At 68.9% G+C, this 22,487-nt stretch carries 20 protein-coding genes, 1 tRNA gene and 2 pseudogenes; 12 read left to right on the forward strand and 11 right to left on the reverse strand.

Annotation, left to right across the window (positions count from 1 at the left end; all coding sequences use genetic code 11):
- Positions 1–4: 4 nt before the first annotated feature.
- From ACFV9O_RS06200 to ACFV9O_RS06220, 5 genes are all read right to left on the reverse strand, one after another.
- On the reverse strand, positions 5–703 hold the full coding sequence (locus ACFV9O_RS06200; protein WP_385412969.1) for a DedA family protein: 699 nt from the start codon (positions 701–703) through the stop codon (positions 5–7).
- 5 nt (positions 704–708) lie between these two features.
- A complete protein-coding gene (locus ACFV9O_RS06205) occupies positions 709–1,362 on the reverse strand; it encodes a hypothetical protein (protein WP_385412972.1) in 654 nt (217 codons plus the stop codon).
- A 1,216-nt stretch (positions 1,363–2,578) separates the two neighbouring features.
- The gene (locus ACFV9O_RS06210) at positions 2,579–3,019 is read right to left on the reverse strand and encodes a hypothetical protein (protein ID WP_385412975.1); all 441 of its coding nucleotides are present in this window, start codon (positions 3,017–3,019) and stop codon (positions 2,579–2,581) included.
- Between the two features lie 245 nt (positions 3,020–3,264).
- Positions 3,265–3,597, reverse strand: coding sequence for a carboxymuconolactone decarboxylase family protein (locus ACFV9O_RS06215; RefSeq protein ID WP_385412977.1), 333 nt, complete (start codon positions 3,595–3,597; stop codon positions 3,265–3,267).
- A 97-nt stretch (positions 3,598–3,694) separates the two neighbouring features.
- Positions 3,695–4,483 carry an SDR family NAD(P)-dependent oxidoreductase gene (locus ACFV9O_RS06220; RefSeq protein ID WP_385412980.1) on the reverse strand — a complete coding sequence of 263 codons (789 nt, stop codon included), beginning with the start codon at positions 4,481–4,483 and terminating at the stop codon, positions 3,695–3,697.
- A gap of 256 nt (positions 4,484–4,739) precedes the next feature.
- On the opposite strand from ACFV9O_RS06220, the gene ACFV9O_RS06225 reads away from it, so the two are divergent.
- On the forward strand, positions 4,740–5,660 hold the full coding sequence (locus tag ACFV9O_RS06225; RefSeq protein WP_385412982.1) for a LysR family transcriptional regulator: 921 nt from the start codon (positions 4,740–4,742) through the stop codon (positions 5,658–5,660).
- Between the two features lie 81 nt (positions 5,661–5,741).
- Here the strand turns inward: ACFV9O_RS06225 and ACFV9O_RS06230 are convergent, their stop codons facing one another.
- Positions 5,742–7,181 carry a dihydrolipoyl dehydrogenase family protein gene (locus ACFV9O_RS06230; RefSeq protein WP_385412984.1) on the reverse strand — a complete coding sequence of 480 codons (1,440 nt, stop codon included), beginning with the start codon at positions 7,179–7,181 and terminating at the stop codon, positions 5,742–5,744.
- Between the two features lie 1,013 nt (positions 7,182–8,194).
- Here ACFV9O_RS06230 and ACFV9O_RS06235 point away from each other — a divergent pair.
- Both ACFV9O_RS06235 and ACFV9O_RS06240 read left to right on the forward strand, forming a co-directional pair.
- Positions 8,195–8,668 carry a VOC family protein gene (locus ACFV9O_RS06235; protein ID WP_385412987.1) on the forward strand — a complete coding sequence of 158 codons (474 nt, stop codon included), beginning with the start codon at positions 8,195–8,197 and terminating at the stop codon, positions 8,666–8,668.
- A gap of 203 nt (positions 8,669–8,871) precedes the next feature.
- Positions 8,872–9,090: a DUF2180 family protein gene (locus ACFV9O_RS06240; RefSeq protein ID WP_385413273.1), complete on the forward strand. Its 219-nt coding sequence runs from the start codon at positions 8,872–8,874 to the stop codon at positions 9,088–9,090.
- A 426-nt stretch (positions 9,091–9,516) separates the two neighbouring features.
- Here ACFV9O_RS06240 and ACFV9O_RS06245 read toward each other — a convergent pair.
- Positions 9,517–9,762 (reverse strand): annotated as a pseudogene (locus ACFV9O_RS06245) (hypothetical protein); the annotation flags it as partial.
- Between the two features lie 612 nt (positions 9,763–10,374).
- On the opposite strand from ACFV9O_RS06245, the gene ACFV9O_RS06250 reads away from it, so the two are divergent.
- Together ACFV9O_RS06250 and ACFV9O_RS06255 are read left to right on the forward strand one after the other, a co-directional pair.
- The gene (locus tag ACFV9O_RS06250) at positions 10,375–10,821 is read left to right on the forward strand and encodes a hypothetical protein (protein ID WP_385412990.1); all 447 of its coding nucleotides are present in this window, start codon (positions 10,375–10,377) and stop codon (positions 10,819–10,821) included.
- Between the two features lie 12 nt (positions 10,822–10,833).
- On the forward strand, positions 10,834–11,910 hold the full coding sequence (locus tag ACFV9O_RS06255; RefSeq protein ID WP_385412993.1) for a zinc-dependent alcohol dehydrogenase family protein: 1,077 nt from the start codon (positions 10,834–10,836) through the stop codon (positions 11,908–11,910).
- A 229-nt stretch (positions 11,911–12,139) separates the two neighbouring features.
- Here the strand turns inward: ACFV9O_RS06255 and ACFV9O_RS06260 are convergent, their stop codons facing one another.
- Complete coding sequence (locus tag ACFV9O_RS06260; RefSeq protein WP_385412994.1) at positions 12,140–12,688, reverse strand: hypothetical protein; 549 nt, start codon at positions 12,686–12,688, stop codon at positions 12,140–12,142.
- 7 nt (positions 12,689–12,695) lie between these two features.
- Between ACFV9O_RS06260 and ACFV9O_RS06265 the strand changes: the two are divergent.
- From ACFV9O_RS06265 to ACFV9O_RS06280, 4 genes and pseudogenes are all read left to right on the forward strand, one after another.
- Positions 12,696–13,070: pseudogene (locus tag ACFV9O_RS06265) on the forward strand (LysR family transcriptional regulator); the annotation flags it as partial.
- Positions 13,071–13,107: 37 nt separating this feature from the next.
- Positions 13,108–13,587 (forward strand): malectin domain-containing carbohydrate-binding protein, encoded by a 480-nt coding sequence (locus tag ACFV9O_RS06270; protein ID WP_385412997.1) that lies wholly within the window; start codon positions 13,108–13,110, stop codon positions 13,585–13,587.
- 661 nt (positions 13,588–14,248) lie between these two features.
- Positions 14,249–15,046 (forward strand): DUF1963 domain-containing protein, encoded by a 798-nt coding sequence (locus ACFV9O_RS06275; protein WP_385413000.1) that lies wholly within the window; start codon positions 14,249–14,251, stop codon positions 15,044–15,046.
- An 88-nt stretch (positions 15,047–15,134) separates the two neighbouring features.
- Entirely contained in the window at positions 15,135–15,524 is a 390-nt protein-coding gene (locus ACFV9O_RS06280) for a tyrosine-type recombinase/integrase (protein WP_385413003.1), read from the forward strand.
- 7 nt (positions 15,525–15,531) lie between these two features.
- Here the strand turns inward: ACFV9O_RS06280 and ACFV9O_RS06285 are convergent, their stop codons facing one another.
- Together ACFV9O_RS06285 and ACFV9O_RS06290 are read right to left on the reverse strand one after the other, a co-directional pair.
- Positions 15,532–15,933, reverse strand: a complete 402-nt coding sequence (locus tag ACFV9O_RS06285; protein WP_385413006.1) for an Imm10 family immunity protein — start codon at positions 15,931–15,933, stop codon at positions 15,532–15,534.
- 175 nt (positions 15,934–16,108) lie between these two features.
- Positions 16,109–16,181: transfer RNA gene (locus ACFV9O_RS06290), tRNA-Arg, on the reverse strand.
- Positions 16,182–16,596: 415 nt separating this feature from the next.
- Between ACFV9O_RS06290 and ACFV9O_RS06295 the strand changes: the two genes are divergently transcribed.
- Positions 16,597–18,315, forward strand: a complete 1,719-nt coding sequence (locus ACFV9O_RS06295; protein WP_385413008.1) for a class I adenylate-forming enzyme family protein — start codon at positions 16,597–16,599, stop codon at positions 18,313–18,315.
- On the opposite strand, the gene ACFV9O_RS06300 is transcribed toward ACFV9O_RS06295, so the two are convergent.
- Positions 18,288–19,556, reverse strand: coding sequence for a M6 family metalloprotease domain-containing protein (locus ACFV9O_RS06300; protein ID WP_385413010.1), 1,269 nt, complete (start codon positions 19,554–19,556; stop codon positions 18,288–18,290). The two genes, ACFV9O_RS06295 and ACFV9O_RS06300, sit on opposite strands and share 28 nt — an antisense overlap.
- Positions 19,557–19,863: 307 nt before the next feature.
- Here ACFV9O_RS06300 and ACFV9O_RS06305 point away from each other — a divergent pair, with 307 nt between their 5' ends.
- A complete protein-coding gene (locus ACFV9O_RS06305; protein WP_385413013.1) occupies positions 19,864–20,514 on the forward strand; it encodes a TetR/AcrR family transcriptional regulator in 651 nt (216 codons plus the stop codon).
- 212 nt (positions 20,515–20,726) lie between these two features.
- Positions 20,727–22,277: an MFS transporter gene (locus ACFV9O_RS06310; protein WP_385413015.1), complete on the forward strand. Its 1,551-nt coding sequence runs from the start codon at positions 20,727–20,729 to the stop codon at positions 22,275–22,277.
- The last annotated feature ends 210 nt before the right edge of the window (positions 22,278–22,487 follow it).

Below are 22,487 nucleotides of genomic sequence, written 5' to 3' on the forward strand. Positions count from 1 at the left end.
GTCACTACTCCTGTGAATGAGTGAAAGCGTGTGCCGGCCCTTGATCGGAGGCCCGCTTGGCCTCGCCGTACGCCACGACCCTGGACGGGGTCGGCGCGACGAGGCGGCGTCCGCGGCGTCTGCGGAGCTTTGCGACGCCGTAGGCCACCACGGTCACGGTGGCGAGCACGGCGATGCCGATCGGCCCGGCCGAGTGCAGGAACTCGATGGCGGCCGCCCCGGCGAAGTAGCCGAACAGCACATTGCCGATGCCCCAGACCAGCGATGCGGCGGTGCTGTGGACGAAGAAGCGGCGGTACGGCATGCCCGACGCGCCGGCGGCGTAGGGAAGGAAGGTCCGCACGAAACCGATGAACCGGCCGGTGAACACCGCCGCGCCACCGTGACGCACCAGGAAGGCCTGGGCCCGTCCGTGCCGGTGATGGCGGTCGGCCCTGCGTGAGCGCCGTCTGCCGGGATGACGCGCGCACCGACGGCCAAGCGCGTAGCCGAGGTTGTCGCCGGTGATTCCTCCGGTCACGACGGCGGCGGCCAGGATCAGGACGTTGAGGTCGCCTCGGCCCGCGATGGCGGATGCGAGGAGGATGACGGTCTCCCCGGGGACCAGCAGCCCGATGAAGGCGCTGGTCTCACTGGCTGTCGCGGCGAACACGACAGCGTAGGACCACCATCCGGCCGCCTCGATGAAACCATCGATGTCCAAGGTCGTCAGCCCGTCTTCCGCAGCGGTACGGAGACGGTGGCCGGCCGTTGCCGCGTCGCCGCGTCACGAGGCCGGAACGGCACGACCCGGCCTTCGGGCTCCCAGGCGTCCGCAGGCCCGCGACCGCGTGTCCGGGGCCGCTGGACACGTCCTGCCACGTACCACGCCACAAGAGGCACACCCGCGGCCCATGCCGCGCCGTGCATCTGGTGGTCGGCGGTCAGCACGGACGTCGCCACCGCGGACAGAGCCACCACCATCACGGCGATGCGCGCCCGCACGGCCGACAGGCCGGCGGCCAGTGCCAGTCCCATCAGCAGGTACCAACCCGCGAGGGCTCCGGGCAACGCCACGTAGTCACGGACGACAGACCCCTCGGGCGTCGGCAGCCCGCGCACGGACACGGTTTCGGCGAAGACGAGGCCGGCCGTGACGGACAGCAGCAACGCGATGGCCGCGCGGGCGTAGACCGCGGTATGCCGGTGGGCCAGCCAGAGCAGGGTCAGTGCCATCAGGGCCAAGGGGGCGATGGCGTGGATCTGTGAGAAGGCGTGCGCCAACTCCAGCAGGCCGAGGTGGTTTCGGTCGCCGGGGAAGAGCGCGATGAGGGCCGCGTAAAGGAGGGCGAGCGCCGCCGCTCCCGTGCCTGCGTGACGCAACGTCCGTTTCACGGCGACCGACCGCGTATGTGGGGCACGCAGGGTGGATTTCAACGGTTTCCGCCCGAGCTCAACAACGGTGCGGTAGACGCCGGTTCGGATACGAGCGGCGCATCGGGTGAGACGCTGCGGCGCCAGGAGTCGCCCGATGCCCGTGACCGCGGACGCGCCGCTGAAGGGCTGCATGGATGTACCTGTGCGGTGGGAGAGCGGCCCGGTTCCTTGTGAGCGATGTGTTCGGCCGGTCGAGTGGTGCGATGCGAAGGCGGTGTCCGTCGCGGTCGCGGTGTCAGTTCCCATGGTGAACTCTTCGGTTGATTGGGGTAGTTGATAGATCAACCACATCGATAAAAAAAATTGCCACGTTAAGCAACTATTCAGTTTTGATCGTCTTCGCGTAGATGGTCCGGCCGGCAGTGACCGGCGTCGCGGCCTGTTCGCGGGTGCACCGGCGGACGGCGCAACTGCATTGGCTCGGCCCTGACGAGGCCGCACTGGCACCGCGTTCTTCGGAAAGGGGCAGCGCCGAAGCCTGCTGCGACGGAACGTCTACCGTCCGACCGGCCACCGGAGCAGCAAGTCCGCCACCCTGGGCCAGGGCGACTCACCATGCTCGGCGAGGGCACATGCGGAGAGTGGCGCCGGCCTCGGACCGGCCGGTGACGACGGCGCTGCCGCCGCCTCGAGGACACGGCGGGCGACGGCCGGCCCGATACCGCTGGTACCGCCGAAGACGAGACCTCCTGCCCGGTGAAATCGAGCGTGTTGCTGGGCATGACGTGCGCTCCTTGGTGCAGGTCCCCTGACTTGCGAATCGCAAGTAGTGCCGGGAAGGCACCGTAGACGGCTCCGCGAGGCTCCGGTAGGGGATCACGAGTAATGCGGGTATAAGGGGTGCCTATGGCTCGCCGCTCGACGCCGTGCCGATCGCGGCCAAGGGGACCTCTCCAGCCCCCGTGAGCGCCGTGACGAATTCCTCCAGGTCGGCTCCGAGGGGCGTGTCGCAGTCCCAGTCGGCCTCATAGGCGATCTCGACGGGTGTGCCCGCCTGAAGCAGGGGGCGGCAACTGGCGTGCTGGTGCGTGATCTTGGAGTCCGCAGTGTGGGGGCCCGAGGATGTAGGCGGCGCCGACCGCGGCCTCAAGCTCGACCGGGGTGTCGATCCGGTCCGGCCTTTCATGGCCGGCCCGGATTACTGCGATGTGTCCTTCGCTCGTCACCGCCGTCGAATGACCGTGCCGAACTCGTGTGTCGAACGACAGTCGCGCGACGGATATGGGGCACACGTCGCCGCGCCGACCACGTGCAAGCCGCGGCCCCGGCTGGACTCGTCCTCGAAGAACTCGCACACCCACTGCACGTCCTGGATGCGGCCGACGATCTGCGACCGTCGGCTCCACGGTTCGCTCCCACTCATCGCTCTCGCCTCGCCTCCGTTGTTCGGCCCAGGGTGGGTTCTTCGCTGCTCATGAAGTGGAGGTACACGCGCGGAACCGTGTGCGCCGGCCAGCGCCTGCCAGGCGCCGCGCACGGCTTTGTGTCCGGTGGGGGCCTCGGTCGCCCGCTCCGTGGGCACCAGTACGAAGCCGGGCAGCACGGGCAGCCCTGCCACTGCGGCGCGGGCCAGGTGCGCGGCCTTGGCGCCGGTGAGTGTCACTACTCCTGTGAATGCGTGAAAGCGTGTGCCGGCCCTTGATCGGAGGCCCGCTTGGCCTCGCCGTACGCCACGACCCTGGACGGGCTCGGCGTGACGCGGCGGCTTCTGCGGCGTCTTGCGACGCGGTAGGCCACCACGGTCACGGTGGCGAGCACGGCGATGCCGATCGGCCCTGGCCTGCGACGAAGTCCCAGCCGGCCTCCAGACGCGCTCACGAACCTCGCTCCAGGGAGACCGAAGCGCGGTCAGGTGGCCTGGTCGAAGAACTTCATGGCCATGAAGCCGTGGGCGTAGCCGCCGCCGGCGCGCAGCGCTGCGGCGATCATGACGGTCTCTGCCAGTTCCTGCTGGGTTGCGTCTGCGGAGTGTGCGGCCTTGGTGTGGGCCTCGATGCAGTACGCGCACTGGGTGGTCAGTGCCACGGCCACCGCCATGAGTTCGGTGTACTTGGGCGGGATGACCTTGTCGCTGCCGCGCAGTACCTGGTTGTCGAAGGCCATGAACGCCTTGAAGGCCTCGGGGGCGCCGGCGCGTATGTGTTTGGCGTACTGGTGGTCGGTGTGCTCGTGGTAGGTCACGCGGTGCTCCTGTGCTGTCGACCGAGGGGGTGCGGGACGCGGTGGCGTCCCGCAGTCGGCTGGGTGTCTCTGGGGAGGGAAGGGGGGTGAGGGCCGGTCAGTACTTGTTGCGTCCGGCCCGGACGCCGCCGTCGACGTCCCAGGTGGCGCCGGTGACCCAGTCGGCCTGGTCGGACAGGAGGAAGGCGATGGTGGGAGCGACGTCGTCGGGGGTTCCGACGCGGCCGAGGGGGTGGAAGGTGTTGAACGCGTCGAGCGCGGAGTCGATTTCGTCCTTGGGGATGAACGCCTCGTAGATGGGGGTGCGGACCACGGCGGGGGCCACGGTGTTGACGCGGATTCCGTACGGGGCCAGCTCCATGGCCAGGTGCTGGGTGAGGGAGTGCAGGCCGGCCTTGGCCACGGAGTACGCCGAGGACGGGGTGGCGGCCATGGCCTGGTGCGCCAGCATGCCTCCGATGTTGACGATGGCTCCCTTGCTGCCGCGGGCGATGATGTTGCCGGCGACGGTCTGGGTCACGAAGTAGAAGGCCCGGGTGATGGCCTGGTAGCGGTCGTAGTCCTCCTGGGTGTGCTCCAGGAAGGACTTCGGCTCGAAGATCCCGGCGGCGTTGACGAGGAGGGTGGCGTCGGCGTGCTGCTCGGTCAGGGTGCCGCGCAGGCGGTCCACGGCGGCGCGGTCGAACAGGTCGGCGGCCAGACCGACGACGTTGCCGAACTCGGCCAGCTCGGCCACCGCCTTCGTGGCACTCTTCTCGGACCGGCCGGTGACGACGGCGCTGCCGCCGCCCTCGAGGACACGGCGGGCGACGGCCAGTCCCATACCGCTGGTTCCGCCGATGACGACGACCTTCTGACCGGTGAAGTCGAGCGTGTTGCTGGGCATGCGGGTGCTCCTTGATGCGCGTTCTGTGCGCGGTTATAGGGATGTGCGAAACTCCACATATCGGACATTGGTCGTCAGGGTGAGTGCCGGATGAACCTCAGGGGGTTGGCTTGGGGCGACGGCCCGGGGCCTCGTGTCTGACCGGTTCCCGAATGTCCGGGGAACGCCTCAGACTGTAGGGCGCTCCACACGGCTCCGGTAGAGGATCGGGGCGAATGTGGGTATAAGGGGTGGCTATGGCCAGGAGGAGAGAGTCGTGAACATCGAGGCGCTGCGATACGCCCAGACGGTCTCCCGGACGAAGTCCTTCAGCGCCGCCGCACGGGCTTACGGGGTGACGCAACCGGCCCTGTCGAACGGCGTCGCCCGGCTGGAGGAGGAGCTCGGCGTGAAGCTCTTCGACCGCTCACCGCGCGGGGTCAAGCCCACCGAGCACGGCGCAAGGATCCTGCCCCTGATCGACCACGTCCTCGGTTCCCTCGACACGCTTGCCGCCGAGGCCCAGCGGCTGGCCAGTCCGGTCACCGAAACGATCCGCATGGGTGTGTCACCCCTGATCGGGGCGGAACTCGTCGCCCGGGCGTTCCGGGCCGCCCGCACCCTGGAGCGTCCACGCGACCTTGTCCTGCGGGAAGCGGACCTCGAACCCCTGAGCGCCGACCTGCAGGCGGGCCGGCTGGACATCGTGCTCGTCCCCGCCGTGCCCGGCATGCCCACCCTGCAGCACCGCGTCATCGCCCGTGAACCGGTGGTCGTGATCGACCCCGACGCCTCCGGGGACGACAGCTCGGTCGAACTCAAGGCCGTAGCGGACGCCGCCTACATCCTCGGGCCCAGCACCTGCGGGCTGACCACCTTCACCACCGAACTCTTCCACAGCCACGACCTGGCGCTGCGCACGTACCCTGGCGAAGCCGCCAGCTTCCGGGCGGTGGACGAGTGGGCGGCGATGGGCCTGGGCGCAGCACTCCTGCCTCGCTCCAAGATCACACACGAGCACACGAGCTGCCGCCCCGTCCTCCAGGCCGGGGTACCCGTCGAGATCGCCTACGAGGCCGTCTGGGACTGCGACACCCCTCTCGGAGCCGACCTGGAGGAATTGGTCACGGCGCTCACCGTGACCGGAGAGGCCCCACTGGTCGGACGCGACACGGCCTCCCGAGGGGCGGGAGATTAGCCAGGTGCGGCCGCCGGACTCGGTGCATATGGGATGAACGACGGGAGAGAACGACCTCTGGCTGTACTGCGAACCGCTGGCCTACCCACGATAGGTTTCCAGCAGCCGTAGCCAGACCTCGCTGATCGTGGGGAAGGCGGGGACGGCGTGCCAGAGTCGTTCGACCGGCGCCTCGGTGGTCACCGCGATGGTTGCCGAGTGCAGCAGTTCTGCGACGCCTGGGCCGACGAAGGTGACCCCGGCCACGGTGCCGCGGTCGGTGTCGACCAGCATGCGAGCCTTGCCGCGGTATCCCTTCGCGTACTGGACGGCGCCGTCGACACGGGCGATGTCGTAGTCCACCACCGTGACCCGGCGCCCGGTGCGCTCCGCTTCCCGCGTGGTCAGGCCGACGGCGGCGACCTCGGGGTCGGTGAAAATCACCTGCGGCACGGCTTCGCTGTCGGCGGTCGCGACGTGTGCGCCCCATTTGCTGTCGTCCACCGGTTCACCGTGGGCGCGGGCTGCGATCACGGCTCCCGCAATCCGAGCCTGGTACTTGCCCTGGTGCGTCAGCAGGGCGCGGTGGTTGACGTCACCGACGGCGTACAGCCATCCGTCCGTGACGGCGCTGACCCGGAAGGTGTCGTCGACGGTCAGCCAGTCGCCGGGAGCGAGACCGATGGTCTCCAGGCCGATGTCGCCGGTAGTCGGGGCCCGGCCGGTCGCGAACAGAATCTCGTCGGCGGTCAGCTGCCCGCCGTCCGCCATGGTGATGTGCGCCTCCCCGTCGGCCCCTCCCTCTCGTGTCACGGACGTGACGGTGGCTCCGAATCGCAGGTCGACGCCCGCGTCACGCAATGCGTCCGCGACCATCTCGCCGGCGAACGGCTCCATGCGGGGAATCAGCCCGCTGCCTCGGACCAGCATGGTCACCTGGGCGCCGAGCGCACGCCAGGCGGTGGCCATTTCGACGGCCACCACTCCGCCGCCGACCACGGCGAGACGACCGGGCACACGGTCGGCGCTGGTCGCCTCGCGGTTGGTCCAGGGACGAATGTAGTCCAACTGGGGGAGGTCCGGCATTGCCGGGCCAGTGCCGGTGCAGACAGCGACCGCGTGGCGGGCACTGAGCCGCACGGTCTCGCCGTCGGGGGTGGTCACCACCACCTGGCGGGGACCGTCGAGGCGGCCGTGGCCGCGTACGAGGTCGACAGAGACCGACTCCAGCCAGGCGACGTGGTTGTCGTCCTGCCAGCGCCTGACGATGTCGTCGCGGTGTGCGAGGACTGCCTCCACGTCCAGGGGTCTGTCCACCGCATGCCTCAGTCCCGGCACGCGGAGGGCGTCGGCGCGTGCCAGCACCGGCCGCAGCAGCGCCTTACTGGGCTCGCATGCCCAGTACGAACACTCGCCGCCCAGCAGCTCGCGCTCCACGATGACGCTACTGAGTCCCGCGGCACGGGTCCGGTCGGCCACGTTCTCGCCCACGGGGCCCGCACCGATGACGACGACGTCGTAGGTGCGGTGGGTGTCGTTCACAGCTGTTCCCTGTGTCTTTCTCGGGTTCGCGGGCTTGGATTCTGAGGGGAGGGCGCCCCGCGGTTGTCCAGGCCCACCTCCCCGCGGTCCGCGGTGCTCGGCCGTTCCGGCCGGCCGGGGGACCGAAGGCTCTCAGCCCCGCCGGGAGATGCGGCTTCACCGGATGACTTCAGTTCGATAGGGCAGATGGCCCGAAGCCCCCAGCCGTTGCCGTCCGGTCGCTGAAGGTGACCGCATGGCGAACTCCGCGCGGGTGGTTTCGATGTCGGAGACCATTCACCTTCATGGATTCGGGCTCCGCAACCCGATCTGTCCCAGTTGAGCAAGTGCCGGCCTGGCACTTGATTCGCCACCCGTCAAATAGGTGACGGTGATGTCAGCGCCGATTTGCCACGCCCAAAGAGGAGCTGCAGGTGGCGAAAGGTACTACCGCTGCTCACCTCCCCGTTTCGCTTCAGGTGGCTGAGGTGGGCTGCCCTCGGCAGGTGCACTTGCCGCCGGCCTCGGGTGGGCGCTGCCGCAGCTCGCGGGCGTAGGCCGGGTCGAACTTCGCGCACCACTGCCGGACGTCTCGTACGAGACGATCACCCGCGGGCGAGCATCAGCTCCTCGACCTCGCAGAAGACCTGAGGATCGTCCCAGGTGCTCGGCTCACCAACCAAGTTGACAGTGCCCATGGGGCGTTACCCGCTATACCACTCCTCAGGACGCAACCCGCCTCGGTATTGCAGCCCGAGCTATGCCCGGCGAGAACGGAAGGACGGGGCCGTTCCTTCAGAATGCGCACGAGCCACGCTGGAGGCACGCTGGAAGGGCGCGTTCAGGGCGCCTTCTGAGGCCTCCTTGCCAGTGGTGATGCCTAATTTTGGGCATCCTGCAGCCTCGTCGGCTGTGGCGCGTCGACGGGGGACGTCAGCGCCCATCTATTTGAGCTGGTGACGCATCGAGTGCCCCCTTCACCTGCTCAGTTGATAACGCAGGCGGAACCCGAATCGATGAAGGTGAGTGAAAAGATGGATCTGAAGCTCGAAGTCATCGTGCTGCCCGTCTCCGACGTCGATCGGTCCAAGAGTTTCTACGAGGCGGTGGGATTCCGCCTGGACGTCGACAACACGTTCAGTGACGACTACCGATTGGTGCACTTCACGCCGCCCGGCTCCGGGTGCTCGATCATCTTCGGCAAGGGAATGATCTCCGCCGCCCCCGGCTCGACCCAGGGCCTGTACCTCATCGTCTCGGACGTCGAGCAGGCCCGCGCGGAGCTCGTCGGCCGCGGCGTCAAGGTGAGCGAGGTGTTCCACGACGCCGGAGGGCTTCTCCACCACGGCCACGAGGCCGGAGACGCCGTCCACCGCGGCGCAGGCCAGGAGCGGATTTCCGGCACACACCCCGACCGCACCTCATATGCCTCCTACGCCACCTTCAGCGACCCGGACGGCAACGGCTGGGTACTTCAGGAGATCACGGAACGCCAGCCTGGCCGGTGACACTGCGCCAGGCACCGAAGGAGTACGTTCGACGATCCAGCGGTGTGGGCCGGGCCCAGCGGATGACTCTTCCCCAGCCATCGTTCGGGTGGCGCCTCCACCGCACAAGTGCATTCGCTCGCATGTTCAACTGTAGGGGTGGGGAAATCACAGCAAGTCTCGTCAGTATGGCAAGGCTTTATAGTCGAGAAAGGCCGGTCGCCATGAACTGCTATGACTGCGCTACCAACGCGCTTCGACCGGTACAGGCTGTCGCTGTAGCCGCTTGCGCCCGGTGCGGGGCCGGGATGTGCCGCACGCATCTGCATGTCACCAGCGATCCGCTTCCTGGCGTGCCCAACCCCCCGGCCAGGCCCGAAGCCAGACGACTGACGTGCGACGTCTGCTATACAGCGGAGCGTGCGGCCGCCGGTCCTGCCTGAGTGCCCCGCACGGGTCACCCGCCGTCCGCGCGGGCCGGCACTCGGCGCCTTGTCCGCCCGCACCCGCAAAGGGCGTATGCGGGGACGACCGAGCCGAGGCACCCGGATGGCTTCCAGGACGGCCACGAACTGAGGGCTGTCACCACGCTGACCGGCGGCGATCAGAAGCGATAACGGCCGCTGGCCCTGCTCGCACGCCACATGAATCTTGGTCGTCCAGCCACCCCTGGACCGGCCCAGGCCGTGGTCATCGGGCGCTGTACGGATGCCGCCGGGCGGCTCCTCCTGGCCGTTCCCGTTGCGACGGGCACCGGCCACATGCTGGTGAGCCCGGCAGATCGTGGAGTCGACATTCACCTCCCAGATGGCCTCGATCAGGCCGTCCTTCTTCAGCCGCGTGAAGGCGCGGTGCGCGGTGCCGACCGAGACACCGTGGGCCTGGGCGATGTCACCGATCGTGGGGACCTCCTCGCCAGGGAGCATCGTGCCGTCCTTGATGACCTCGGCGAGCTCCTGGGCGATGGTTTCCCAGGGGGCGAGCTCGCGGGGTGGAATCGCTTCCATTTCTACGGCGCGGCCGATGGGGCCGACCTCGGTGTCCGGGCGGGCTTCGACGGCGGCCTCGCACTGGCCGCACAGGGCTTCGGTTCCCTCGTCGGTGACGACGAGCATGGCCCACAGCGACTCGTTGCGGCACTCGCACGCCAGGCGGAGGCCGTTGATGACAGTGGTGACAGGGCGGTCGGCGAGCAGGCCCTCCGGGACGGGGAGTTGCTTGGCGAAAGCGGTGACGGCCTGGCGTTCGGAGGTGGCTAGGAAGGCCGCGTAGTACTTGTGCGTGGTCGCGCCTCCCCTTCCGTGACCGACGCGGCCGGCGACGGTGCGCAATTCGGCACCGGCGCCCAGGAGCTCGGTCACGTTGTACGCGCGAAGGTCCTCCAGGCGATGGGTGTGGATCTTCAGCTTCTTCGCAAGTCGGCGGAATCGCTGGCTGACGCTTGGAGGCTTGTTCGGGAGTTAGGAGTCGGCCGCCGCGGAGAACACGAAGGCATCGCGGTCGAGCTCTCCGCCGAGGGCTTTGCAGCCGCAGGTCAGACCTGCTTTCCGGCCTCCCAACGCGCGCTTGCAGGTTGGCGCGACAAGCGACACGCAGCGATGTCGAACAAACATACGACAATCGCCGCAAAGCACAAAGAAACATAGGTAAACATGTTACGGTTATTTCAAATGGCTCGTCGGGGTCCCTCCCAGCAGGAGCCGGCCCCCTGCTAGGAGGGCTGGAAGATGACTGACAAGACGACACCGATGTATCTGGGCAGCGGCGACCCGGCGCGGCAGCGTACGGACTATTACCCGCATTGGCTGGACAACCTTGCCGACGATGTGACGCTGGAGGGCTCGGTCCTGAACGGGATCGTGCGCGGGGCCGAGGACGTTCGCACGGTGCTGTCCTATGCGCGCACTCTGTACGAGCACCAAGACTTCATCTACATCGGTGAGTACGGAGAGAATGACTTCGTCGAGGACTACACGTCGAAGGTGTGCGGTGAGCCGATCGCAAACATCGCTGTCGTATACAGGAACCCAGAGGGGCAGACGCAGCATCTCGTGGTGAACCACCGTCCACTGCCGTCGGTCCTGCTTTTCTCTCGACTGTTGGGCGAGCACTTTGCCGGGACGCGATACGCCCAGTACTTCGCCGCCCCGTCGCCCGACGCCGAGCGCGACTAGAGGAGAGATCTCATGCCCATGCCACAAACCATGCGCGCGCTCGTAGCCGAAAAGGTTGGCGAGCCGGCCGATGTCCTGCGGCTGGAATCCCGGCCGATTCCCACGCCAGAAGCCGGTCAGGCGTTGATCCGCGTGAAGGCGACTCCGATTCACGCCAGTGATCTGCACGTGCTGCGTGGCCGCTACGGTTTCTCCCCCGAGTTTCCCACTGTCGGGGGCCACATGGAATGCGTGGGCCGTATTGAGGCCCTGGGCCCGGATACCGAGGGACTGAAGATCGGCGAGCGCGTGGTGGCCGTTGCTGTCCCGGCGGTACCCGGGCCGCATGTGGCCGGCACTTGGCAGGAATACCTTGTTGCCGATACACGAAGGCTCCTGCCGGTCCCCGATCATCTGAGCGACTCCAGCGCCTGCCAACTCGCCGTCAACCCGTTGACCGCGCTGCTCCTGGTGACCCGTGAACTCGACGTACAGCCGGGTGAATGGTTGTTGCAGACGGCCGCGGGCTCCACCGTCGGCCGGCTCGTCATTCAGCTGGCCAGGCATCTGGGTATTCGCACGATCAATGTCGTGCGGCGGCGCGATGCCGTCGAGGAGATCAAGGCGCTTGGTGGCGACGAGGTCATTTGCACTGAGGACGAGGACCTGTTGCAGCGTGTGGCCGAGATTGCAGGACCGGCTGGCGTCCGCAAGGCCATCGACTGTGTCGCGGGCCACGTGGGTGCCCAGGTATCCCAGGCATTGGCTCCGGGAGGAGAGGTCGTGGTCTACGGCGCGCTCTCTACCCATCGGCAGACTGACCCGGCAGCGCTGACGATCCCGCTGCAGGCACGCTCGGTTATCTACGAGACCAAAGCAGTCCGTGGCTTCTGGCTGAACCGCTGGTTCGGCACTGCCTCACCTGCGGATGCGCTGCGCGCGCTGTCCGAGGTTCGCGGTCTCGTCGCTGATGAAGTGCTGAGCATCCCCCAAGGCGAGCCGTTCCCGCTCGAACGCTTCACTGAAGCCATCTCGTTCGCCGAAGCACCCGCACATGGCGCCAAACCGCTCTTCGTCTTCGAGGATGGCCGGGACGAAGATGACAGGTAGGACGCGGTACGCGTCTTCGCCGTGCGTGCCTCTATGGTCGAGCGCTTCCGCCCCATGGTCGACGTGGGCGCCGGATGCGGTCACGGTGATTGCCGTACTCCGCTGCTGTACAGCCCAGTGTGGAAGGGTGAGGCTGCGGACCGGCCCCGCCTGGGCAGACGCCCAACTGCGGCGTCGGGCGGGGCCGCGCGGGGCACGCGCCCTCGATGCGAACCAGTGTCGACAGCCGTCAGCGAGCTTGGCGGATCCGGTCCCGTTCGGCGGCCTCGTCGCGAGCGTCGAAGTGCCGCACCTGATGCCACCAGCGGTCATGGTCACAGTCCTCGCAATGGCCCAATTCGTGGGCTGTGCTGCGTAGCCGCTGCCAGGCGGCGAGACGGTCGGCGGAACGGCGGTCGAGGACCTGGGAGAGGTGGCTTCCGTCGGGCAGGGGCTGGATCACCGGCAGCAGCCGTCCGGATTGCGCTCTCCATAGCAGGTCAGCGCCGGTAGCCGCGGCATCTCGGATGGCTTCGAAACCGTCGTAACCCCGGTCTGTCAGCAGCAGTATCCCCGGTCCGAGAGCGGGCAGCAGGCGGCGGGCCTGCGGCAGTTCCTTGCCGAGCAGCGGTCCGGACACGTCCTCGATCAGCGCCTTGGTGCCGCATTCGCCGGGGGCGGCCAGCCGCACCTGTGGATAGCCGGCGGGACGGCTGGTGGCCTTTGCGTGCCGGCCGAAGTGCGTCACGTTCGCCGGGCTGTCGGCTACTTCCACGCAGGTGCCGTCCCAGGCCACCACCCGCGGACGCGAGGTGGGGCTCGGCACCGCGGGTGAAGTGGCCGACGGGAAAGCCGACGTAGCCATCGCCACGCTGGGCGGCTCCGTGCCGCTTCCACCGGGTCTGGTCGCGAGCGGACTCCTTGCGGAGCCCTATGCCCTGGTGCACGCGGCGGGTCACGCCGCCCCGCGTTCGCTGCCGCTGGTCGACTCGGCCTAAAGCTGTGGCTCGCATACCCGCGACTGGCGGGCTGCACAGGACTGGATCCCGAAGGCGACCGTCGAGGCGGATGACGGAGCGGTGCTCTCCTTGGTGAGCGGAGGTCACTGAATGGCGATCATGCCCGCGCTCTCCTTGGTCGGAGCACCGAGCTCGGTCGAGATCACCGACCTCGGCCCCGAGGACAACAACGTCTTCGGCGAGGGCCGGCTCGACGCCGTTGGCGATCGACGCCGGCGGCCAGGCCGGCCACGCCGATGCCGAAGGTCAGAGGTGGGCGACGGACCGGGCGTTCACGGCAGGCGGCTACGGCTACCTGGGCAACTCCAACCGGGTGTCGACCACCAAGCCGATCACGGGTACGCAGGACCCGGCTCGCTTCGCCGACGCGCAGCAGGGCATGTACGAGTACCGCGTCGACGGGCTGGCCGACGGTTACTACACCATCGAGTTGGACTTCGCCGAACTTCAGGCGAAGGCCCCGAACAAGCGGGTGTTCGACGTGGTGATCGAGGGCCAGGAGGTCTGCCCGTCCCTCGATGTCGCAAACGAGGTCGGCACCTTCGCCGCGCTGACCAAGACGTCCACCGTCCAGGTCACGGACGGCCAACTCAACGTGCGGTTCGTGACGCACAAGGGCTTCGGGACGCCGATCGTCAACGCGCTGCGGGTGTCCGACCGACCGGACCTGGCGTCCTGACCGACGTCTTGTCCTGACCGATTTCACCGCTCGCCCTGACCGGTTTCACCGGCGCTGGGCCCCCGGTTCCGGCCACTCTTGGCCGGGGCCGGGCTCGGCTTCGAACCCGAACGCCCTCCCGCCGCGCCGCAGTCGGCCTCGAACCCCGGACTGAGAACGAGGCCCGGATCCACGTCTGTGCAGGATGAGTCTCAACGGCTCACCAGCGCCAAAGAGCCCGACGCTTCAGGAAATCGGCAAACCGCGGAGTAGTCAACCGCCCGCGTACGGCGTGCACTCGCCTGGCTAGCCGCTCGTACCATCGAACCACGTCGTCCAGCGGGAGGCGATCAGCCCCATGGACCGCCTGCTCAAGCGCCGTCTGCCGGCCGCCTGAGAGGCGACTGCCGTCAAATGCTGCCGTCAAAAGGCCCAGGACCATGATCGGTCCGGGGCCTTTTGGCTGGTGCCCCCGGCAGGATTCGAACCTGCGACGCCCGCTTTAGGAGCGAGGTGGGGCGGTCTGTGGCGTGACCTGCGGATTCCCAGCCTTGGGGCACGACGGTCGCTGAGATCTGTCGAGCTCGTCAGCCGGTGGTCGAGGGTTTGCATCGTTCGGCTATGGTCACCACGGTTGCTGTACTTCTGCGCTGTACGGCGTCAAGTGGGAGGAGATCCGGGCATGCGGTTCGATGACTCTGCCAGCTTGAGCCGTGTATGCACCGAACGGCTCGGTGAGAAGGCTGGCCGACAGTTTGCCGCCATGGCCCGCCGTGGCTTTCAGTTGGTCCGACCGATGGACAATGTGCAGGCCACTGGGCAATGCCGCCTTGGCGGGGCTGCACTGCTCGAACCGGGCACCACCTGGCCCGAACAGAGCGGGGTTCCGCTGTCCCTGCACGCCGTGCTGGATACCGATGCCCTTGCTGCATGGCTGGGCGATGAACTGCCCGTACGGCCCGGCCTGCTCAACTTTTTCTACCTCGATCCAGACTTGCCGTATGAGGAGTACCGCAAACTGGATGCGTTCGGACCCGAGGCGTACTCCGTGATTCCCGCCGATCCGGCACGCGCGGTCGAGACGCAGGCACCTGTACCGGCGAAAAGCTATCCGGCCGTGCCTGTGCACGCGGCTGAGCTCACCATGCTTCCGGACTGCTGGGATGTCGAGGACGAAGACGTTGAGTTCGACAAGGAACAGCACTGGGGTGCGGCATCGCTCATTCTCAGTGAGATGGGAGATCTCGACGGGAACACCGCCGGCAGTCACTGTGCCTTTGGCTGGCCAGACACTTCGTACACGCTCAAGGTGACCTCCCGCGAGGACGATGGCCCCGCAGTCCATCTGCTTCAGCTGGCGGAGGACGCGGACCTCGGATGGGGCTGGGGGGACGCCGGAACGTTGTACTTCACGATCCCGGTTAGGGCATTCGCGACCGGAGACTTCCGCCAGTCCGTAGCGAAGACCCACTGCTGTTGAGCCGGGCACCGCTTGACTCACGGTGCGCCGAACCTACCGAGGCCGCAGGCGCAACGTTGGTGTGGAGAGGGTTTGCGCGGGAGCTGCCATGGGGCGAGAGATCGGGGCCCGTAAGCTTTCGGCGACTCGGGCGGTCTGTGGACCTCACCTGGAGCGCTACGCGGGTGCCGGCCGGGATGGCCACGTCTTCCTCGGGCCGCAGGGTGGCCGACTCCGCCGCAGCAACTTCCGGGACGACTGGACCAAGGCGCGCACGGAAGCGGGCATCACGGCTGACGCCCACTTCCGCGATCTGAGGCACACGGGGAACACCTTGGTCGCCTCCGGGGCGAGCACCCGTGAGCTGATGACCCGCATGGGCCACAGCACCGCGCGGGCCGCGCTGATCTACCAGCACATGACCAACGACCGGGACCGGGCCATCGCTGATCGGCTCGGGGCCATGATCCGCCAGCGGCAGGGGGACGTGGCACCCTAAACGACTTTCAGAGTTCGACGCGTCGAGGACGGGCGTCCGGGCGGCCGAACGCCAGCACCTGCGCAAGCACTTCCCGCAGCCGGTCGATGTTCTCAGTCGACACCTCAAGAACCGCCTCGATCTCCGTGTCGTCCAAGCCGAGGTCATCCAGGGAAGCGGGATCCAAGGACACCGCCAACACCCCGCCCGTCAGAGATACCTCGCGGACGCAGCCGTAGGCCGTGCCCTGGTCTTGGGTCACCAGGCAGTGGGTGTCGAGACCGAGCGACACGTTCTGCCGGGTGGGCGTGCTCATGAACAGCAGGATGAAGCCGCTGCCGTCTTCGTCCTCGGCGACGCCGGCAGTCATGACGTCGTTAGCCGTGTCGACCTCTACCCCCGCCGCACGAGCCGTGAACCGATATGTCATACGCCGGGTTCTAGCAGGCGTTGGGCGATCACAGGCAACCCCGACCATGGGCTGGGGGCGGACCGTCATGAGAAACGACTCCCTGTGCCATTTGTGTCACGTGCGTGGCACGGCCGCGATCATGCGAAAGGGCCAGTTCGAGAGGATCAACCCTCTGAACTGGCCCTTAGTGCTGTGCCCCCGGCAGGATTCGAACCTGCGACACCCGCTTTAGGAGAGCGGTGCTCTATCCCCTGAGCTACGAAGGCGGGACAGGACGGCGCATCCGACGAGGGCTGCGCCACCGCGCACAGTGTAGCGGGTGGGGTTCCGGCGGTCGGCGACTTAAGGGCCTTGATCCAGAGGGGGCGGGGCTGGGGGCGATCACCCCTGCCGATCACGTGGAGGGGGAGCCGTGGACGGCATGCCGACAGCGGACGAGACCGATCGCAAGGCCTTGGCGCTGCTGCACGCCGGGTACGGCGGCGCCGGTGTGGCCGCAAGCTGAGCATGCAGGGTGGCGTCGGGGACGTGGGCCCAGGAATTGGGGTGGCTGGAGGGTGGGGCCGCTCGGGCAGACCTTGACGGGGTGGGGAGTCGCGCATAGCGTCGTAGAGAACTAAGCGGGCGCTTAGCCCGCGTACGGCAGCGAGACAACACGACAGCGCGACAGAAGGGCGACCCGTGCCGCACCCCCGTTCCGCCGCCCTCAGTGCCCTGACCGCCCCCGGCGCCCCGTTCGCCACTGCCGACGGGGTGTACGTGTCCGGGCCGCGCACGCTGCGGGAGTTCGTCGAGGCCACCTGGGCGTTCGGGGAGCGGCCGTTCCTCGTGGCGGAGAGCGGGGCGTACACGTACGGGGAGTTCTTCGCCGCCGCGTCCGCGCTGGCACGCCGGTTCACCGAGGAGTACGGGCTGCGGCCCGGCGACCGGGCCGTGGTCGCGATGCGCAACCACCCCGAGTGGCAGATCGCCTTCTGGGCCACGCAGCTGGCCGGTCTGGTGGCTGTGCCGCTGAACGCCTGGTGGACCGCCGAGGAGTTCGCGTACGCGCTCGACGACTGTGAGCCGCGCGTGCTGCTCGTCGACGGGGAGCGGCTGCCCAGGGTCGCAGACTGGGCCGGCGCCAGGCGGGTGCCGGTGCCCGTGATCGTCTTTCATCACGAGGGGCCGTCGGCCGACGGCGTCGTCCGGTACGAGGACCTCCCCGCCCCGGACCCCTCCGCCGCGCCGCCCGACGTCCACGTACGTCCCGAGGACGACGCCACCATCATCTACACGTCCGGCACTACCGGCCGTCCCAAGGGCGCCGTCGCCACCCAGCTCGCGCAGGCCGGGGCCGCGATGAACCCCCGCTACACCGCCGCGGCCTCCGCACTCGCGAGGGGCGTGCTCCCGGGGCAGGGGCCCGCACCCGTCTGCCTCATGACCTTTCCCTTCTTCCATGTGGCGGCCTTCACGACGCTCTACTCGGTGATGGCCGTCGGCGGGACGCTCGTCCTCATGCGGAAGTGGGACGCGGACAGGGCGCTCGACCTGATCGAGAAGCACGGGGTCACGCACTACTCCGGGGTGCCCACCGCCGCGCTCCAGCTGCTCGACGCCGCCGAGCGGCAGGGAGCCGGGCTCGCGAGCCTCACCCACCTCAACACGGGCGGGGCCGCCGCGCCGCCGGATCTCGTCGGTCGCCTGACGGCCCGCTACGGGCAGCGGATCGAGCCCCGCAACGGCTACGGGCTGACCGAGACCAGTGGAGGCGTGACGGCGAACTTCGGTGCCGAGTACCGGGAGTTCCCGGACAGTGCCGGGCGGGCGACGCCGGCCACCGAGGTCCGGATCGCGGGGCCCGCGGGGGAGGCGCTCCCGGAGGGCGAGGTCGGCGAGCTGTGGCTCCGCGGGCAGTCGCTGGTGCGGGGGTACTGGCGGAATCCGGAGGCCACGGCGGCGGCGTTCACGGAGGACGGCTGGTTCAGGACCGGCGACCTCGCGACCGTACGGGACGGCGGCCGGATCTCGATCGTCGACCGGATCAAGGACGTCGTCATCCGCGGCGGCGAGAACGTGTACTGCGTCGAGGTCGAGGCCGTCCTGCACGACCATCCGGACGTCGTCGACGCGGCGGTTCTCGGTGTACCGCACCCGGTGCTCGGCGAGGAGGTCGCGGCCGTCGTCCGGCTGCGGCCCGAAGCCGCGGTCACGCCCGACGTTCTGCGCGCGCACGTCGCCGGGAGCCTCGCGGCCTTCAAGGTGCCGGCCCATGTCGTCGTACGGGACGAGGCGCTGCCCCGCAATCCCACCGGGAAGATCCTCAAGCGGGAGCTCAGGAGCCGGGTGGCCGAGCAGATCGGGGCGGCCGAGCCCCCCGAGACCGGGGCTCAGGAGCGCGTGATGCGCACGCGGTAGGTCCCCTCCGGGTCCTCCGAGAGCACTGTGATCCGGATCCTGTGGCGTCGGTCCGTGAACGACTCGCCCGGCCGGTACGGCGCGTCCGACAGCTCCGCGTGCACATTGGGCCGCCGCGTACAGCCGCCGCTGTCCTCGTCGCTGTCGGCGACCCGCACCGGCCCCTGCCCGGTGTCGACGTCCGACTCGACGTGGTAGACGAGGACGCCCGGTTCGCAGACGGCCTCGTCGTTGCCCTCCCGGGTGCGGACCTCCGCGGCGTAACCGGAGTCCCCGCCGGTCGGTACGAAGACGAGCTTGCGGCCGCCCCTGGTGGCCAGCGGTGTGAGGTCGTACTCGGCCGACCCGGCGGCGGAGACGCAGCCGACCTGGTCGTTGTCGAGCCAGCCGAGCTTCCACTTGTGCCAGCCCAGCAGATCGTTGTTGGCGCCCCAGTCCTCGGACATGATGTCCCAGTGGCCGACGGCGCCGCCGCCCTCGGACGTGTAGAGGTCGGGCAGGCCGAAGACATGGCCGTTCTCGTGCGGGAGCACCCGGTAGCCCGTCTCGTCGTACGATCCGGACCCGTCGTCCTGGCGGCTGTAGACGAACGAGGTGTTGGCGAGCGGCGCACCGTCCGCGTGCGGCGCCTCGTGGTTCCCGGAGAACGTCACGGACAGGACGGTGTCCAGCGCGGACGGGCCGGCGTTCGGTGTGACGAGGACGTTGACCAGGTCGTACGCGCTGAAGTCCACGTGCGGGTCGGCCGCGGTCACCATGTCCTCCACCAGCTGCCGGTAGCCCGGCTCGTACGGTGCGCCGCGCTCTATCCCGTACGCGGCGAACGGCAGGGGCATCCGCAGCCAGTTCGCGAGCGGGGCCTCGGGGCGGTACGTGAGGCGCCCGTACGAGCTGGTGGCGAACCACTCCTGGGTCTGCGGGAAGAACTCCTCGTAGCGCTCGCGCGCCGTGCCCTCGCCCTCCGCGTCCGGGAAGTCGATCATGATGTTGAGGGCGCGGATCTCGCCCGTGGAGCGCGCGTAACCGGTTGGTGTGGGCATGCCCTCCGACATCTGCACGCCGGCGGTGGTCGCGATACGGCACGGGCCGAGCGCCGACTCCTCAGCCGTGGCCACGGGGCCGGCCGAGGCCCGCGAGGGTCCGGGGAGCGTGGAACTCGCCGAGGTCAGGGCGGCAAGGGCGAGCGCGGCGACCGTGCCGAGCACGCCCGGTCTGCGTATCCGGTGGCGGGTCTGCTGCATGCGGTCGCCTTCGGGTCCGCGGCAGCCGGCCGGTCCTCAGCTGCGCTCCGTTCGATCAGCGTGGTTCGGGCACGGGGCGGGCGCTCGCCGGGTGAGCCGATCGTGGGACACGCCGCGCAGAGGGGGGCTGAGCGGGGGCTTCAGGATTGTGAGCCAGGTCACGAGAAGTTTTCCGGGTGGGGCGAAATAACCGGGGACTGCTTCCCCGTTTGCATGGGTGCCCCCCGCGAAACGGGGAGCGCGTCCCCGGTTGTCACCCGGCCGGGGGCCTTCATCCAGGAGAAGGACCACGAGAGGAAGTGGAGCCGTGAGCCCCGCCACCGACACCGCAGAGCGCCGCGCCCCCAGGCCGCGGGCCGACGCGCTGCGCAACCGGGAGCGGATCGTGTCGGCGGCCCGCGAGATGTTCGTCGAGTTCGGTCCCGACGTGCCGCTCGACGAGGTCGCCCGCCGCGCCGGCGTCGGCAACGCCACTCTCTACCGGAACTTCGCGGACCGGGCCGCCCTCGTCCACGAGGTCGTCCTCTCCGTCACGAGCCGTACGACGGACCGTGCGGAGGAGGCGGCCGCGGAGGAGGCGGACCCCTTCGCCGCGCTGAGCCGTTTCGCCCACGCGGCCGCCGACGAGCGGATCGGCGCACTGTGCCCGATGCTCTCCGGTTCGTTCGACAAGGAACATCCCGAACTGCTCGCCGAGCGCGACCGGCTCGAACAGGCCGTCCAGGGCCTCGTCGGCCGGGCGCAGGCGGCGGGGCGGCTCCGCGACGACGTCGCCGTCGGCGACCTCGTGGTCGCACTGTCCCAGCTCACCCGGCCGCTGCCGGGCACCGGATGCATGAACATCGACCGGTTCACCCATCGCCATCTGCAGCTGCTGCTGGACGGACTCGAGGCGCCCGGGCGCTCCGAGCTGCCCGGTACGGCCGCGACCCTGGAGGACCTGCGGTGCCATCCGTGACGAGCAGCCCGCCGTGATCCGAAGCCCGTGACCCCTGACCCGTGACCCTTCTTCAGCAGCCCGTAATCCGAGGCCCGAAGTCTTCTGTGCCCGTACGCCGACTCGTACGCGCACCCCTCCCCGTACCAGCACCCGCACCTGTGCCCGTACCACACGCGCGCCGGTACTGACGACCGTTTTTCACGCTTACGCACCCTTAGGTGGCTACACCCATGTCAAAAACAGCTGATACGCAGCTTCCCGACTCCGCCCGCCCGGACCCGAGTCGCTGGAGAGCCCTGGTCTTCATAGCCCTGGCCCAGCTGATGGTCGTGCTCGACGCGACCATCGTGAACATCGCTCTGCCCTCCGCCCAGCGGGATCTGGGGATCTCGGACGGCAACCGGCAGTGGGTCATCACCGCCTACGCCCTCGCCTTCGGCGGACTGCTGCTCTTCGGTGGACGCATCGCCGACCTGTGGGGCCGCAAGCGCACCTTCGTCGTCGGTCTGCTCGGCTTCGCCGCGGCCTCCGCGCTCGGCGGCGCGGCCACCGGCGAGGCCATGCTGCTCGGCTCGCGCGCCCTGCAGGGCGCCTTCGGCGCGCTGCTCGCCCCCGCCGCGCTCTCGCTGCTCGCGGTGATGTTCACCGACGCCAAGGAGCGGGCGAAGGCCTTCGGCATCTACGGCGCGATCGCCGGTGGCGGTGGCGCCGTCGGTCTGATCCTCGGCGGCTTCCTCACCGAGTACCTGGACTGGCGCTGGACGTTCTACGTCAACATCCCCTTCGCCGTCGTCGCCGCGGCGGGCGCGTACTTCGTGATCCGCGAGCCGGCCGGCGGCCGCAACCGCTCGCCGCTCGACATCCCGGGCGTCATCCTCTCCACCCTCGGTCTGGTGGCGCTGGTGTACGGCTTCACGCGCGCCGAGTCGGACGGCTGGTCGGCCCCCATGACCATCGGTCTGTTCGTCGCCTCGGCCGTCCTGCTCGCGGCCTTCGTCGCCACCGAGTCCAGGGTCCGCTCGCCGCTGCTGCCGCTGCGCGTCCTGACCGAGCGCAACCGCGGCGGTGTCTACCTCTCGCTGGGCCTCGCCATCATCGCGATGTTCGGCCTCTTCCTCTTCCTCACGTACTACCTGCAGGTCGTGAAGGGGTACTCGCCCGTAAGGACGGGCTTCGCCTTCCTCCCGATGATCGCGGGCATGATCACCGGCTCCACGCAGATCGGCGCCCGGCTGATGACCCGCGTGGCGCCGCGGCGGCTCATGGGCCCCGGCTTCCTGGTCGCCGCGACGGGCATGCTGCTGCTGACGCAGCTCGAGGTCGGTTCCTCGTACGCCGGTCTGATCCTGCCGGCGCAGCTGCTGCTCGGCCTCGGCATGGGTACGGCCTTCATGCCGGCCATGTCGCTGTCCACGTACGGCGTCGAGGCGCGGGACGCGGGCGTCGCGTCCGCGATGGTGAACACCTCGCAGCAGGTCGGCGGAGCCATCGGTACGGCGCTGCTGAACACGATCGCCGCCTCCGCGACCGCCTCGTACCTCACCGCGCACGCGGCGGGTGCGACCGGCCCCGAGGCGCAGCAGCTGCTGCAGATGCAGGGCCTGGTGCACGGCTACTCCAGCGCCATCTGGTGGGCCGTCGGCATCCTGGTGGTGGCCGCGGCCATCGCGTTCACGTTCATCAACACCGGGCGGCCGGGGACCGGCGTGGTGGCGTCGTCCGCGGACGGCGCCGGTGAGGTTGCCGATGACGAGGTGAAGATCCCGGTCGTCGCGCACTGAGCGGGCGCCCCGGTCGTCGCGCACTGAGCGGGCGCGGACAGGGCACACCCTGAGCGCGCACGGGGGACACCCGGCTCAAGCCACCTCGAGGCCACCGTGAGGGGGAGCGGGCCCCGGTGCAGGTCCTTTTTTTCTTCGCTCTCTATGGGGGGAGGCTTTTTTGTGGTGGAGGGGGGTTTTTTCCTTCTTTTCCCAAGAGAAGGGGTCCTT

The sequence above is a fragment of the Streptomyces sp. NPDC059909 genome, assembly GCF_042730885.1.
GTDB lineage: Bacteria > Actinomycetota > Actinomycetes > Streptomycetales > Streptomycetaceae > Streptomyces.

Bases quoted from the DNA above. Each gene is read 5' to 3' on its own strand.
- ACFV9O_RS06220 (WP_385412980.1), bottom strand. From the start codon at position 4,483: ATGCCCAGCAACACGCTCGACTTCACCGGTCAGAAGGTCGTCGTCATC.
- ACFV9O_RS06235 (WP_385412987.1), top strand. From the start codon at position 8,195: ATGGATCTGAAGCTCGAAGTCATCGTGCTGCCCGTCTCCGACGTCGAT.
- ACFV9O_RS06240 (WP_385413273.1), top strand. From the start codon at position 8,872: ATGAACTGCTATGACTGCGCTACCAACGCGCTTCGACCGGTACAGGCT.
- ACFV9O_RS06250 (WP_385412990.1), top strand. From the start codon at position 10,375: ATGACTGACAAGACGACACCGATGTATCTGGGCAGCGGCGACCCGGCG.
- ACFV9O_RS06255 (WP_385412993.1), top strand. From the start codon at position 10,834: ATGCCCATGCCACAAACCATGCGCGCGCTCGTAGCCGAAAAGGTTGGC.
- ACFV9O_RS06275 (WP_385413000.1), top strand. From the start codon at position 14,249: ATGCGGTTCGATGACTCTGCCAGCTTGAGCCGTGTATGCACCGAACGG.
- ACFV9O_RS06280 (WP_385413003.1), top strand. From the start codon at position 15,135: ATGGGGCGAGAGATCGGGGCCCGTAAGCTTTCGGCGACTCGGGCGGTC.
- ACFV9O_RS06285 (WP_385413006.1), bottom strand. From the start codon at position 15,933: ATGACATATCGGTTCACGGCTCGTGCGGCGGGGGTAGAGGTCGACACG.
- ACFV9O_RS06300 (WP_385413010.1), bottom strand. From the start codon at position 19,556: ATGCAGCAGACCCGCCACCGGATACGCAGACCGGGCGTGCTCGGCACG.
- ACFV9O_RS06310 (WP_385413015.1), top strand. From the start codon at position 20,727: ATGTCAAAAACAGCTGATACGCAGCTTCCCGACTCCGCCCGCCCGGAC.